General features: G+C 48.4%; 11 protein-coding genes. 2 read left to right on the forward strand and 9 right to left on the reverse strand.

Annotated elements, in window-relative coordinates; translation table 11 throughout:
• Positions 1-89 precede the first annotated feature (89 nt).
• The 8 genes from SHD_RS06160 to smc all read right to left on the reverse strand — a co-directional run bounded on the left by SHD_RS06160 (position 90) and on the right by smc (position 10,109).
• The gene (locus SHD_RS06160; RefSeq protein ID WP_023266307.1) at positions 90-470 is read right to left on the reverse strand and encodes a SpoIIAA family protein; all 381 of its coding nucleotides are present in this window, start codon (positions 468-470) and stop codon (positions 90-92) included.
• 462 nt (positions 471-932) lie between these two features.
• Positions 933-1,277: a DUF3802 family protein gene (locus SHD_RS06165; RefSeq protein ID WP_023266308.1), complete on the reverse strand. Its 345-nt coding sequence runs from the start codon at positions 1,275-1,277 to the stop codon at positions 933-935.
• Positions 1,278-1,449: 172 nt separating this feature from the next.
• Positions 1,450-2,025, reverse strand: a complete 576-nt coding sequence (locus tag SHD_RS06170; protein WP_039977683.1) for a YceI family protein — start codon at positions 2,023-2,025, stop codon at positions 1,450-1,452.
• 150 nt (positions 2,026-2,175) lie between these two features.
• Positions 2,176-2,628 (reverse strand): YaiI/YqxD family protein, encoded by a 453-nt coding sequence (locus SHD_RS06175; RefSeq protein ID WP_023266310.1) that lies wholly within the window; start codon positions 2,626-2,628, stop codon positions 2,176-2,178.
• A gap of 18 nt (positions 2,629-2,646) precedes the next feature.
• Positions 2,647-3,285, reverse strand: coding sequence for a pyridoxamine 5'-phosphate oxidase (gene pdxH / locus SHD_RS06180; RefSeq protein ID WP_039977685.1), 639 nt, complete (start codon positions 3,283-3,285; stop codon positions 2,647-2,649).
• A gap of 160 nt (positions 3,286-3,445) precedes the next feature.
• Complete coding sequence (gene ligA / locus SHD_RS06185) at positions 3,446-5,515, reverse strand: NAD-dependent DNA ligase LigA (protein WP_039977707.1); 2,070 nt, start codon at positions 5,513-5,515, stop codon at positions 3,446-3,448.
• A gap of 98 nt (positions 5,516-5,613) precedes the next feature.
• The gene (zipA, locus tag SHD_RS06190; RefSeq protein WP_023266313.1) at positions 5,614-6,654 is read right to left on the reverse strand and encodes a cell division protein ZipA; all 1,041 of its coding nucleotides are present in this window, start codon (positions 6,652-6,654) and stop codon (positions 5,614-5,616) included.
• Between the two features lie 26 nt (positions 6,655-6,680).
• Positions 6,681-10,109 carry a chromosome segregation protein SMC gene (smc, locus tag SHD_RS06195; protein WP_023266314.1) on the reverse strand — a complete coding sequence of 1,143 codons (3,429 nt, stop codon included), beginning with the start codon at positions 10,107-10,109 and terminating at the stop codon, positions 6,681-6,683.
• 241 nt (positions 10,110-10,350) lie between these two features.
• Here smc and cysZ point away from each other — a divergent pair, with 241 nt between their 5' ends.
• Together cysZ and SHD_RS06205 are read left to right on the forward strand one after the other, a co-directional pair.
• Positions 10,351-11,130, forward strand: coding sequence for a sulfate transporter CysZ (gene cysZ / locus SHD_RS06200; RefSeq protein WP_023266315.1), 780 nt, complete (start codon positions 10,351-10,353; stop codon positions 11,128-11,130).
• Positions 11,131-11,311: 181 nt separating this feature from the next.
• Positions 11,312-13,660 (forward strand): carbohydrate binding family 9 domain-containing protein, encoded by a 2,349-nt coding sequence (locus SHD_RS06205; RefSeq protein WP_023266316.1) that lies wholly within the window; start codon positions 11,312-11,314, stop codon positions 13,658-13,660.
• Between the two features lie 59 nt (positions 13,661-13,719).
• On the opposite strand, the gene SHD_RS06210 is transcribed toward SHD_RS06205, so the two are convergent.
• Complete coding sequence (locus SHD_RS06210) at positions 13,720-14,187, reverse strand: hypothetical protein (protein ID WP_023266317.1); 468 nt, start codon at positions 14,185-14,187, stop codon at positions 13,720-13,722.
• Positions 14,188-14,272 lie beyond the last annotated feature (85 nt).

Genomic DNA, 14,272 nt, shown 5'->3' on the forward strand with positions numbered 1-14,272 from the left:
GAAAAACACTAAGCTGAAGGCAAAAATAGCATTTAAACCAATCAAAAAATAAGGAATAGTCACAAATCAGCACACTATGGTTACAGCCGTTACACCTCTGCCACTTTTACTTCGTCTATCCATGCTTTAGCAAGTTGGCGCTCATTTTCATTAAACACTCTCACCGGACAAGGCAACATAAAAGCCAGTGTATTGACCATTGCACCAACACTTTGCCGATTCGCAATCATTACGACCCGTGAAAAATCGCTAAAATGAAACACATTAAGCAAAGCATCATCCCACAGCGCCCCCACAGTAATACCCATAAAATCAGCGGCAAACTCGTACCATAAACGAATACTCGCATGGTCCTGCAACTTGGTCTCGATAGCAGGAAGCAATAAGCTTTCAATATCCTCATGAGTCACTTGACCCGATACCATAATGGTCAGCATATCATCAGCATAGCTTGGGCATAGGGTTAACATCGAGCTTCTCCTTTTACACCACACAAAAAATGCGGCTCTAGAGTAAAGATATACTCTGTCAGCGAAGATGCTTGAAAAACGGCAATTATTTTACGGGAATAACCTTTATAGCCGGACAATTAGGTGAAGATAAATGAGATAGAGTGAAATAACATCGCAAACCAAATCAAGACTCGCCTCCCAGTTTAATATCAATCGTATTAAATATCTGTTCATCAGCGGGAGTCTCACAGGCATCTCACTCCCGTGTTACATTGACTTAAAAGGGAATAACCATTCCTTCGTCAATGCGCCTTGGATTGAGATGCCTGTGAGGCTCTGAAATGATTGGATATTTAATGTGATTGGTATAAAAGTCTAACCCGCTTTAGTGTTGACAAAGGGCGGTGCAAATCTCAACCCCACATGACAAAGGTGCCCCGAAGCGCATTTTAAGATTGAGGCAAAGTGCAAAAAATGTGTTTAGATTTTTGAGATTTCTTGATCAAATAAATTTTTAATTAATCCTGAAAACTCGGTAATAAACAGCGTTTGTTCTGGTGTTGCCCTATGATTAGCAACGGAGGCGAGGATTTCCTCAAGATCATACACAATCGCATCGACCTCACGGATGATGGTATTGCGATCAGCAAAAGAAAGTGAAGGATTTTGGCCACAAACCATAATAATCTGTGCCGATAACTGCTCCTCAAATAACTCCATCACAGTATCATCGGACATATTTTGGGTATCAGGCGTTTCGAACAAGCCAAGATGCTCAGTCAAATACTGGATCAAATGCATGTAACCGTCTTTATCTGTGACCATTTTTAACCCTTAAAACAACTAAACCGAGCGCCATCAAGAACACTGTAAAATCGAAAAACTCTCAACAGACACTCGTTAAGTGATCTGAATGAGGATTCATATGCCAGCCACCCTAGTAACATTAGCCTAAACAGTGTGGCCGACATATTGATCTAAACCAATCTTATCGTTGTTACTTTATTAAGGTTAGTACAAACGACACTGGAACGGCTTGGCTAATACTAGATAAACCTGCAATATCCCGCAACTTATCCACACCAGCAACCAAGTCAAACTCGTTTGCATTGACTATTATCGGCTGAAAACTACTAACCATCAGTTTATTATCAGATACTTTGGTCAAAATTACCGAAAAAGTTTTCGTTTGTTGTTTTCCGTGTAGTGAAATTTTTCCGTCAATGTCAGCCACTTTAGACTGCCCAACGGCAAGTTCTTTCACCATCTTGCTATCCACTTGTGAGCTTAGTTTCAGCTCAGGGAATAATGACACTTCAAACAACAGGTTTTGCATACGTTCATCACGTACATCAATCCCTGTCGCCACGCTCATCAGTGGAATGGTTAACTCGAATTGCCCATCATCTTTAAGTGCACCATTGAGTTGCTTAAAGTGGTGAACTTCAGCGATATCACCTTTCTTAACCGAGACAAAACTGACCCGAGAATCCTGTTCCGTCACTTGCCACTGGGCCGCACAACTAAAACTAACCAGCGAAGCTAATGCCGCGATTCCTATCCATTTTTTCATCGTATCCATCCTCAAGAGTGAGTTTAAAGGCAAGCAGCCACCCGATAACACCCGAGTAACCACAATAATAACTCAGGCTATTTGTGACAAAGATCACCTAAGCCACGCTAAAGATACTCTTTTTCTGAATTAGCGACCAGTAAACTATCGTTAAACTCGCACCAGCCACTTATCTAAACTATTGGCAAAAGCTTGTTTATCCGCCGCCGATAACGTATCTGGGCCACCGCTGTGCACGCCCGATGAACGTAAATCCTCCATAAAATCACGCATTGTCAGTTTTTGACGAATATTATCGGCGTTGTAAAGTTCACCACGGGGATTAAGCGCCAGCGCCCCCTTTTCTATCACTTGTGCCGCTAATGGAATATCGGCGGTGATCACTAAATGCGTGGCCTCGACATGGTCAACAATATATTGATCCGCGACATCAAAGCCTGAGCCGACACGCACTTGACTGATATAAGGCGATGGCGGCACTCGTAACATTTGGTTCGCCACCAACACTAACGGCAGTGATTTACGCTCAGCCGCACGAAATAAAATCTCTTTAATCGGGTTTGGGCAGGCATCGGCATCGACCCAAATCTTATACTGTCCCACGCTTACGATCCTCGCCTATTAAGGTGCTAAACGGTCAATGACCCATTCATCCGCTTGGCGAGTGTAGAGGAAACGATCGTGTAGGCGATGTTCCCCTCCCTGCCAAAATTCAATACTCGAGGGCTTGACTAGATAGCCGCCCCAAAAGCTCGGTAATGGTACATCGCCCTTGGCAAATTTGGCTTTCATCTCAAAGAACTTACCTTCGAGTACTTGTCGTGCGCTCAGCTTACTCGACTGCTGTGACACCCAAGCGGCAATCTGGCTATCCTTGGGGCGGGTCATAAAGTATTTCAACACTTCGGCCGTAGAAAGCGGCTGAGCCTCACCAAGAATCGATACTTGCCGTTCAATCGGGTGCCACGGGAAATGCAGACTGACTTTATTATTGGCCGCAATCTGCTGCGCCTTGCGACTGCCCAAGTTAGTGAAGAACACAAACCCTGTCTCATCGAAGCGCTTTAACAATACAATTCGTTGAAAAGGTTGGCCATGTTCATCCACAGTAGCAACACACATCGCAGTAGGATCGCTAAGCTCTGCATCGCGAGCTTGCGTCATCCACAACTCGAATAGCTGCATAGGATTTTGGGGTAAATCGGCGCGTCTTAAGCCGCCTTTGGTATATTCACGGCGAATATCACTGAGATCTGTCATAGGATTTCCTTTTACAAGCGCACAATGATTGCTATCGGTGCAATCCGCTGAGAGGCCAAGTTTATCATGGCTGAGTGAGAAAACCGCGCCCAATAATGACGAACTCTCAACAAAAACGCCTTGCTTAGCAAGGCGATTTACTCATCAAATCAAACTCGAATTAGGTATTGGCAGCAAGCAGTGCGAGCAATTCGTCTTCGCCAATCACCTTCACGCCAAGCTCCTGCGCTTTGGCAAGCTTAGAACCCGCCGCTTCACCCGCAACTAAGCAATCGGTATTTTTCGACACACTGCCCGCTACTTTGGCGCCTAAGGCCTGTAGTTGCGCCTTAGCATCGTTACGGTTGAGTTGATTTAAGGTGCCGGTTAGCACCCAAGTCTGCCCCTTCAACGGCTGCTCATCGGCGCTTGGCGCTGCAATCGCAGGCCAGTTGACGCCAGCCGCAATCAAGGCATCGATCACCTCTAGGTTATGGGGCTGGGCAAAGAAATGCGCCACATGCTGGGCAACCACTTCACCAATATCTTCAACTTGAATAAGTTGCTCAATGGTAGCCACGCGCAGCGCCTCTAAGCTGCCAAAGTGAGTCGCCAGGTTCGCCGCCGTGGCCTCCCCCACCTCACGAATGCCTAAGGCATAGAGAAAACGTGGCAAAGTCGTGGTTTTAGCCGCTTCAATCGCCAGTGCTAAATTGGTGGCCGACTTCATTCCCATACGGTCGAGCATGGTCATCATAGAGGCGGTGAGTTTAAATAAGTCCGCCGGGCTTTGAACCAGCTCCTTATCAATCAATTGCTCGACGATTTTATCGCCCATGCCGTCGATATCTAATGCCTTGCGGGAGGCAAAATGTTTGATCGCCTCTTTACGCTGCGCCTCACAGAATAAGCCGCCACTGCAACGCGCCACGGCTTCACCTTCTAATCGCTCAACTAAACTGCCGCAAACCGGGCAATGTTGCGGGAAGGCAATCGCCTTAGCATCTTCTGGGCGACGCTCGGGCACTATGGCCACAATTTGCGGGATCACATCGCCAGCGCGGCGGATAATCACAGTATCGCCCACCATCACACCTAAACGAGCGATTTCATCGGCATTGTGCAAAGTCGCGTTCGATACCGTCACGCCGCCGACAAATACAGGTTTTAGGCGCGCAACCGGAGTCACTGCGCCGGTGCGGCCGACCTGAAAATCTACACCTTCGAGCAGCGTCATTTCTTCCTGCGCGGGAAACTTATAGGCAATCGCCCAACGGGGAGATTTGGCCACAAACCCTAAGGTTTGCTGCTGGGCGATATCGTTCACCTTCATCACCACGCCATCGATCTCAAAGGGTAAGTCGGCGCGGCGAGTTAATATATCTTGATAGTAAGCAAAGACTTGGCTGAGTTCGTCGCAGACTTTGATCTCGCTGCTGACTGGCAGCCCCCAAGATTTAAGTTGCTGCAATTGCTCATAGTGGGTCTTAGCTAATTCATGGGACGTTGGCTCCACCACACCTAAAGCATAAGCATAAAACGACAGCGCCCGTGACGCGGTAATTTTACTGTCGAGCTGACGTAAGCTGCCCGCCGCCGCATTACGCGGATTTACGAACAGTTTTTCATCCTTTAAGCGCGCACGCTCATTTAGCGCCTCAAACGCCGCCTTGGGCATAAAGGCTTCGCCGCGTACTTCAACCAATTCGGGATAGTTGTCACCGCGCAGTTTGAGTGGAATCGACTTAATGGTTTTAACGTTTTCAGTAATATCCTCGCCCACGGTACCATCACCCCGAGTCGCGGCGCGCTCAAGCACACCATTGCGATACAAAATACTCACCGCTAAACCATCGAGTTTCGGCTCACAACAAAAACTCACTTGGCCAACTCTGTCGCTGACACGTTTATGAAACGCGCTAAAGTCTGCCTCATCGAAGGCATTATCGAGACTTAACATAGGTTTAAGATGAGTGATCTGCTCAAACTTTGCCAACGCCATGCCGCCCACTCTTTGGGTGGGCGAGTCGGCCGCAACAAACTGAGGATACTCGGCCTCAAGCTGTTTCAGCTGCTGCATTAATCTGTCGTATTCGGAGTCGGTAATGCTTGGCGCATCATCGACATAGTAACGAATATTGTGTTCATTCAGAGATTGGCTGAGTGCCTGCATCAATGGCTGCGCATTTTGTGGCGTGACAGCTTGAGAAAGCAGTTCAGATAGGCGTTTATCGAGTTGAATGTCTTGCATATTCATTATCCAGAATTCTTAAGCATCAAAAAGTTGCAAAAAATGAGGCCGCATTTAGCGGCCCCATCTGTCTATCACCGCGGTCTCGCGGCGTTGCATTAAGCGTTTGCGCGAATGCGGTGTAAATAATCTTGCTTGGTAAACTCGCCCCAAGGTTGACGCTGACCATCGAGCACTACCGCGTCGATATCATCCGCCAATTGGCGCGCCGAGTTAAGCATGATGGAGAAGTTCATTAGCGCATCACCATAGCAAGGTAAGGTCATAAAGAACACCACGCCTTGGGTGCTGAATTGTTCCATATTATCTGGGTCAAAAACCCCAGGCTTTACCATATTCGCAATAGAGAACAACACCTTACCATTACCCGCATTATCCACATGGCGGTGGAAAATATTCATATCGCCATACTTAAAGTTAAGGGTTAAGAAGCAAGGTAACAATTCGGCGCCATTAAGCTGCTGACCTTCCTTTGCCACGACGTGCAGCACTAATACATCGCGTGGCTCGCCTAAATCATCATCTGGTTGTTCTACGGCCTGAGGTTGCTCATCTTCATACGCCTCTTCCTCATCGAAAAGGGCGGTTTGCGTAGGCATTTGCACCTGCGCACGTTGCTCTTCGGCGGCTTTTTGCGCCACCATGGCCGCATGGGATTGCCCTACATGGGCTTGGGCTAGATTGGCAGAATGTCCTTGTAATACGGGCTCTTGGCGTGATGCTTTAGGACCGCGGTGTTGCTCTTTGGCCGTAGGGGATTGCAGACTAAAATCAGGTTGCGCCATGCTTGGCTCTTGCTTAAATAGCGGCTTAGGTTCAACTTGCACGGGTTCAACGGGTTGCGGTTGTACTTTGGCTTCTTGCTTTAAATAAGGGTTAAACGCAGGGGCCTCTGGGGTATGGGCTTCATTCGCTTTACGGACTCTGACGGCACCAATACCATCAGCGTCGAAACCATCGGCATCGACACGCTTAGGCGCACCCTCGCCGCGTTCGGCCTGCTTTTTATAGAAATTGCCCATTGGACTATCTTTTAATGACTTAGGTTGTTGTCTTCTGATAGACCAAAATCCATGCACCAGCACAGCAACTATGGCTATGGCGCCTAAAACGAACAATACTAGTTGCAAATCTTCCATTGGTTACCCTGTCTTTCTTCTAGTTATCAAGCGTCGGCCATTGCCACCGCTTGCTCTAAATCTACTGCGACTATACGGGATACACCCGGCTCATGCATAGTCACACCGATAAGTTGATCAGCCATCTCCATCGTAATTTTGTTATGGCTGATATAGATAAACTGTACGCTCTGCGACATTTCCTTCAATAATCGGCAGAATCGTTCTACGTTGGCATCGTCTAAGGGCGCATCCACTTCGTCTAACATACAGAAGGGAGCTGGATTCAACCTGAAAATCGCGAATACCAATGATAAAGCCGTTAGGGCTTTTTCACCACCGGAAAGAAGATGGATTGTACTGTTCTTCTTACCTGGCGGCTGGGCCATGATGGTCACGCCCGTTTCTAATAAATCGTCTTCCGTCAGCGCTAAATACGCGCGTCCGCCACCGAATACCTTAGGGAATAAACGTCCTAGATCTTCGTTTACCGCATCAAATGTGGTCTTAAAGCGAGTGCGGGTCTCCTTATCGATCTTCCGAATCGCTTCCTCTAGGGTGGCCAGACCGTTATTTAGATCTTCATCTTGATGATCCAAATAGGATTTTCGCTCACTTTGTTGTTCGAATTCTTCGATCGCCGCGAGGTTTATCGCCCCTAAGCGGATAATTTTTTGGCGGATCTGATCCAAATCACGCTGCCACTTGTCGGGATGCCCATCCACAGGCAGGGAATCGACAATCTGGGCGAGCACAATTTGTTGCTCTGACAGCGCTGCTAATTGGCTATCAGCCTGCCCTTTTAATCCCTCACGACGTAACTTTAACGTGCTGAGGCTTTGAGTCAAGCCCTCAAGCTTACCAAGCTCTTGTTTTTGCTTTAATCCTATACTGTTTAGCGTTTCAGTGAGCGAACTTTGTTGCGACCTGAGGCTTTTCAGTGCTTGTTGCTGACCCTGCTGTTGATTGAGTAACTGCGCCAGTTGTTCACTGAGCTGCGCCGTTTTCTGATCGCCCTCTTGTGCCGCTACGTTGGCAAGTTGGGCTGACAGTGTTTCCTTTGAGTGGACTAATTCACTGACACGTACCCGCTGTAATTCAATTTGTTCAGTGCTCACCGCCATCCGAGTAGTGACCGATTGCAGACTGGCATTGAGGCTCGCTAAACGGCGCTCCGCATCGCCAATTTGTGCCTTCAAGGCTTGATGGCGGGCCATATCCCCTTGCGCATCTTGGCTTTGTTGCTGTTGTTTCTCAAGGCTTACTTCCAGCGTCTCTGCCAGCTCATCCTCTTGCTCCGCAAGCAGCATTAACTGCTCGGCAAGCTCGGCTAACTCGGCCTGAGTTCGTGCAACGGTTTCTGCGAGTTGCCCCCGTTTAGCTTCACGCTGTTTGGCCTGAGCCTGCGCGTTATTAAGCTGGGTAGATTTGGTGGCTTTATCCAGCTGTAACTGGTGTAAGCGTTCAGTGCCTTGGCTTAAGCTGTCACGCACTTGGGTTAATTGCTGCGCTAATTCATCGAGCTTTGCCTGCTGTATGGCCTTCGCCTGCTCACACTCGGCAATAGCCTCGCTCAGCTGGGTTTGTTCTTTACTCAATTGCACCAAAGATTGGCTATTGTCTTGTTTGGCAATCAAAAAACCTTTGCCAAGCAAGTAACCGTCGGCGGTGACTATTCGCTCATCGGCCGCCAAGCTCGACAGCAGGGCTTGTGCGCTGGCCAGATTATCGGCCCATTTGAGTCCCTTAAGCCAAGGAGCAAGGTTCAATGTAGCACCAAAGATGGGAGAGCCATCGAGATGCGCATCCGCCGCCAAGGCCGCATCGGCATAAAACCCTATCTCATTGGCGTTAACGCCCACGGGCAGCGTCATCAATCCCTGCAGCGCAAGCTCTGCTGCGGCTTCCCAGCCGTTTTCCACTTGAATGCTTTGCCACAGCTGCGGCTTATCACATAACTCTTCTTGTTTTGCGAGCCATTGTTCAACCAGATCGAAGCGTGCCCGCATTGAGGTTAAACGCTGTGATAATTGCTCAAACTCACCGCGCGCCAAATCTAACGCGTGAGTATCAGCAGCCAGAGTGGATTCAAACTCTTGATTAATTTCAACTTGTTCAGCTAATGCTTGCTCTAACTGGGCTATCTCGTCATTAAGTACTGCGCTGTTATCTTCGAGGGCATGCGCATTAAGCGAGGCCAACTCCTGTTGTTGCTCTTGATGCAGCTGGGTTTTGTGGGCATTTAATTGTTGCTGATGCGCCAGTTTGCTGCGGTGTAATTCTAATTGCAGCTTATGCTGAGCGACGGCCGCCGCCAGCACTCTGGCGCTTTCACTTTGCGCCTCACTGCGCGAAACACTCATCTCCCACTGGGCTTGCAGCTCATCGAGCATCTCTTGCTGCAACTCATGTTGCGGCGCAAGTTGACTCAGCTCCGCCTCAAGCGCTTGAAAACTGGCTTGATAAGCGGCTAATTTGGCTTGGTTTTGAATGATCTGCTCGCTCAACTGCTCAAGCTGATTATGCAACTGGGCGTCGCGTTGCTTTTGGCTCTGTAACTGTTGCTCAAGCTTTGCGATTTCGGTACCTGTCAGGTAATAGGCTTCGACCGCCTGCAGCTCTTGCTCGGCTAACTGTGAAAGTTTAAGTTGCAGCTCGGTGCTTTCTAACTCGCCGGTTTGCGCTAGGGACTGGGCCGCTGCTTGTTGCAGCTCGAGTGAGCTAATCTGCTCCGATAGACTCGCCATTTGGCTCTGCAGCTCTTGATAGCGCATCACCAGCAGCTCAGCATGGGTTTTACGTTCAGCTTGTTTCAGCTCACGATATTGCTTTGCCGCCTTAGCCTGCTGACTGAGTTTTTCGAGTTGTTTAGCTAACTCGCTGCGAATATCCCCTAAACGCTCCAAGTTTTCGCGGGTATGGCGGATACGGTTTTCCGTTTCACGCCGGCGCTCTTTATAGCGCGAAATCCCCGCCGCTTCTTCAATAAAAGTGCGTAAATCTTGGGGTTTAGATTCAATTAAACGTGAAATAGTGCCCTGCTCGATAATGGCGTAACTGCGCGGCCCAAGCCCAGTGCCCATAAACAGATCTGTGATGTCTTTACGACGACACTTTTGGCCATTGAGAAAATACCAAGACTCGCCGTCACGGCTCACCTGACGTTTTACCGAAATTTCTTCATAACTGGCGTATTGACCCGCAAGGCGGCCCTCTTTATTTTCAAACACCAGTTCAACGCCCGCCACAGACACGGGTTTACGGGCGCTGGAGCCGTTAAAAATCACGTCACTCATGGAGTCACCGCGCAAATGTTTGGCCGAACTTTCGCCCAGCACCCAACGCACGGCGTCAATCACGTTGGACTTACCGCAGCCATTTGGGCCAATAATGGCGCTTAATGCCTGTAAAAACGGAATTTTGGTAGGATCGACAAACGACTTAAAGCCGGCAAGTTTTATTTGTTTTAATCTCATGGTGCCAGTTAGCGCGTCTCAGTATAAAAAGCCATCGGGGCGATGACATATAGGGATGCAGGCCAATATTAGCCCGAGTCGTGTCATAGAATTCTGAGGCCAACTTTAGCAAAGCAGGCAGTATTTTGTAACGCTTTTTATTGAATTCATATGTCTTTTAGCTTGTCATCTCGCGACGAGTTGATCACAATCGCACTTATCTGTATCTCACGCTTTATCTCAACTTTTTTGGAATGACGATATGACACAGAAATCCTCCTCCCCTTCGCAGGGTAAAAGTGGTGTGAATTATTTTCTCGATGGCTTTGGTTTAATCAAACGTAAAGGCCTGCGCACCTTTGTATTTATTCCCTTAATGATCAACTTAGTGCTGTTTGCGGCGGTTATCTATGTGGCGATTGGGCAGCTCGATGTGCTCTTCACTTGGATGAATGCCCAGCTCCCCGAATACTTAAGTTGGCTTAACTTTTTGCTCTGGCCGTTAGCGGTAACCACTATGTTGGTGATGTTGGCGTTTGTCTTTAGTTCGGTGATGAACTGGCTGGCCGCGCCCTTTAATGGCTTGCTGGCCGAAAAGGTCGAGCAGTTATTGACCGGTAAACCGATGAATACAGGCTCGGGCATGGACATAGTCAAAGACTTGCCGCGCATTCTCGGCCGTGAATGGATCAAACTTAAATACTACTTGCCCCGTGCGCTGGTGTTTTTGCTGCTGTTTTTAGTGCCCATGGTGGGGCAAACCTTAGCTCCTATCCTGTGGTTTTTATTCAGCGCTTGGATGATGGCGATTCAATACTGTGACTATCCCTTTGATAACCATAAGGTGAGCTTCAAGGATATGCGCTTTGCCCTTAATCAAACCCGCGGCACCAGCTTTACCTTTGGTGCGACTGTAACCCTGTTTTCGATGATCCCCGTCGTCAACTTTATCGTGATGCCAGTGGCGATTTGTGGTGCCACCGCCATGTGGGTCGATAAGTACCGCGAAGCTTACCGTAATCCTGTGGTCGCACCTGAATAATCATCCTTATCGCACTGGATGACCGCCATCCAGTGCACTTTGGTTCTAACTCAATCCAAATACAATCCTTGTAACAATTACTCATTCTTGTTAACTAATAACTTCTGGCACACTGCGCGTTATTTACGGATTATTTTGGGCCCAGTTGTTGAAGACGTTTCTCCCCTTTCTACTATCGAGCATGGTTTTTCTCAGTTTGCCAAGTCAGGCCGGCTCAGTTAGCCAATTTCAATTAACGATTCCGACCTTAGAGGATGCCGCCAATATTGATGGCGAATTTGATGAGGCGGTGTGGCAGCACGCGGCGCAGGTCGAGCTAGGCTATGAGACTCAACCCGGTGAAAACATCGCGGCGCCCGTTTACACCGAGGCCAGAATCTACGCGACCCAAACCAGCCTATTTGTGGCATTTACCGCTAAAGACAGTCAGCCACAACATATTCGCGCCACACTCAAGGACAGGGATAATCTCTGGGGCGACGATCTGGTGGGGATCAAGCTCGATACCTTTAACAACGCGCGTTTGGCCTATCAGTTTTTTATCAACCCAGTGGGCGTGCAACTAGACTCGATAGAGAATGAGCTCACGGGCGAAGAGAGCGAAGCTTGGGACGGCATTTGGAAAACCGCCGGAAAAATCACCGCCGAGGGTTATCAGGTGGAAGTCGAGCTGCCATTACGACTATTTAACTTTGACGATAAAAAGCCTGTTCAAGAATGGGGATTTGAGCTTATTCGCTACTATCCTCGCAATGAAAATTATCGCATCTCCACCCACAAAATCGATCGCAACATCAGTTGCCAGCTCTGTCAGCTCGGCGTCGCCACGGGCTTAGCCTCCGCCAAGCAAGGACAAGACCTGCAAATTACTCCGTCCTTTGTCGCCAATCGCAATGAGCAAAAAAGCGCAAATGGCTGGCAAACCGAGAGTAACTATGAGCCTGGGCTCGATTTGCGCTGGGGCATTAACTCGCGCACCTTGCTAAATGCCACCATTAATCCCGATTTCTCCCAGGTGGAGTCCGATGCTGGACAGCTCGATATCAACAGCACTTTTGCGCTGTTTTTTGATGAGAAACGCCCCTTCTTCCTCGACAATAAAGACTACTTCGATACCCAAGTGAATCTGCTGCATACCCGCAATATTGTATCGCCGGACTATGGGCTGAAACTCACCAGCCAAACCGAGCAACACACTTGGGCATTGCTGGCCGCCAATGACAGCCAAACGACCTTTTTGATGCCGGGTAATTTAAGTTCTGAGGTCACCACCTTAGGGGAAGAAAGCCTTAACTTGGCGGCGCGTTACCGCTTCGACATGGATAAAACCTTCTCCTTTGGTGGTCTTATCACGGCAAAGAGCAGTGCCGACAATCAACTAACTGAATTTGCCGAGCAAAATGATTACCATAATTATGTCATGAGCTTAGATGCGAAATACCAACCGACAGCCCAGGATATCTTTACCGCTCAGGTCGCCCATTCCCAGACACGTTACCCCACGGCCCTGTACCAACAATTTTGTGGCAATGTGGAGGGAGAACTCACAGAAGGGCTGCTTTGCGGCCAAACGCCATTAAGCTGTGAGCTCGGCCAATGCCAAGTGAATGAGCAAGTGTTACGAAGCCAATCGGATCGGGATTTCAGTGGCGCCCTGTATCAACTGACCTATGAACACAATGCCCGCGATTGGTTTGCCTACAGTGAATATCACGATGTTTCCCCTAATTTTCGTGCCGATTTAGGCTTTGTGGAAAAAATTGATTACCGCACCTTTATGGCCGGTGGAGGCTTAATTTGGTATCCCGAAACCGTATTTAACAAGATTAAATTCGGTGGCGACTGGGATATCACCCACAATCAAGCCGGGGAGCAGCTCGAGCAAGAGTTTGAGATCTTTTGGGAAATGTATGGCGCGCTGCAGAGCGAGCTATCTTTTGGGATAGAAACCCGTGAACGCGTCGGCCCACGCCATGACAGCGCGCAACTGGCGGTGTTAGGTAACAGCAATCAATACCAAGAAACCCAAGGCTGGCTTTACGGCGCAATTACGCCCACCTCTGCCCTCAACCTTGAGCTGGAGATCCATTACGGCGATGAGATTGACTTTCTTAACGATCGCTTAGGCACAAAAACCTTAATCAATCCGATGTTTAAATGGAAAATTGCCAACGGCCTGTCGGTAGATGTTTCCCATCAATATCAACATATGGAAGTCGAGCAGGATAAACTCTTTACCGCAAATCTCTCGGATGTTCGCCTGCACTGGCAACTGAGTCTGCACAGCTTTATTCGCCTATCGAGCATTTACACCCAAATCGAGCGTAATCTTGCGCAGTATTTGTATTCGATACCCGATAGCAAAGAGGCACACTTAGGTAATGAAATCCTCTATGGCTACAAACTCAATCCCCAGAGCGTGTTCTATTTGGGCTATTCCGACAGTTTAATCTCGGATGATGAACTCACGCGGCTCACTCGGGATGAGAAGACCTATTTTATGAAGCTAAGCTACGCCTGGTTGCTCTAGGCTGAAAGATTTTGCATAAATCCCACAACAAGGCTTGTGGGCTTAAATCGAGATTCTAACTAAGACTCATAAATACCCAATAAGCTTGGGCTGGGAAGTGCAATCCCGATTTCGGTGAGCTCCGCGCCCCAATGTCGCAGCAGCGCAAGATACGCCTGCTCAAAGGGATAGCGTGGCTTAGGGAATACCCACGCTGAAGGAAAACACCATTCCTCCTCGCTCTCATCAATCGCTAAATAATCGGTGAAATCATGCTTTGTCTCACTCAGCGCAGCGATTAGATTTGTCGCCATCGCGACCCTGTGGGCAGAGGTAAATCCCAACTCTTCACTAAACTCATCAAACACATAAGCATCGTACAGCGCTTGCAATTGCGCAGAGTCTAAAGGATCGTAGCGATTGAGTGTTTCCCCGAGCGTTTCCTCACAGTCATAACAATTAAAGGCGCCAAGAAACCAGCCAGGATTGGGATGAAACGGAATATCCGAATCAGGGTAAAGAAGCGTCATGGTGACAGGTTCTCGCATTGCAACTGAGGCTTTAAAAAAGTGTTTTTTAGGCAGCTAACTGCCTTGTCTGAGTAAAGGCATTTTCGGCTAAGGTACCGCATCA

This window comes from Shewanella decolorationis S12 (assembly GCF_000485795.1).
In the GTDB taxonomy this organism is placed as follows: domain Bacteria; phylum Pseudomonadota; class Gammaproteobacteria; order Enterobacterales; family Shewanellaceae; genus Shewanella; species Shewanella decolorationis.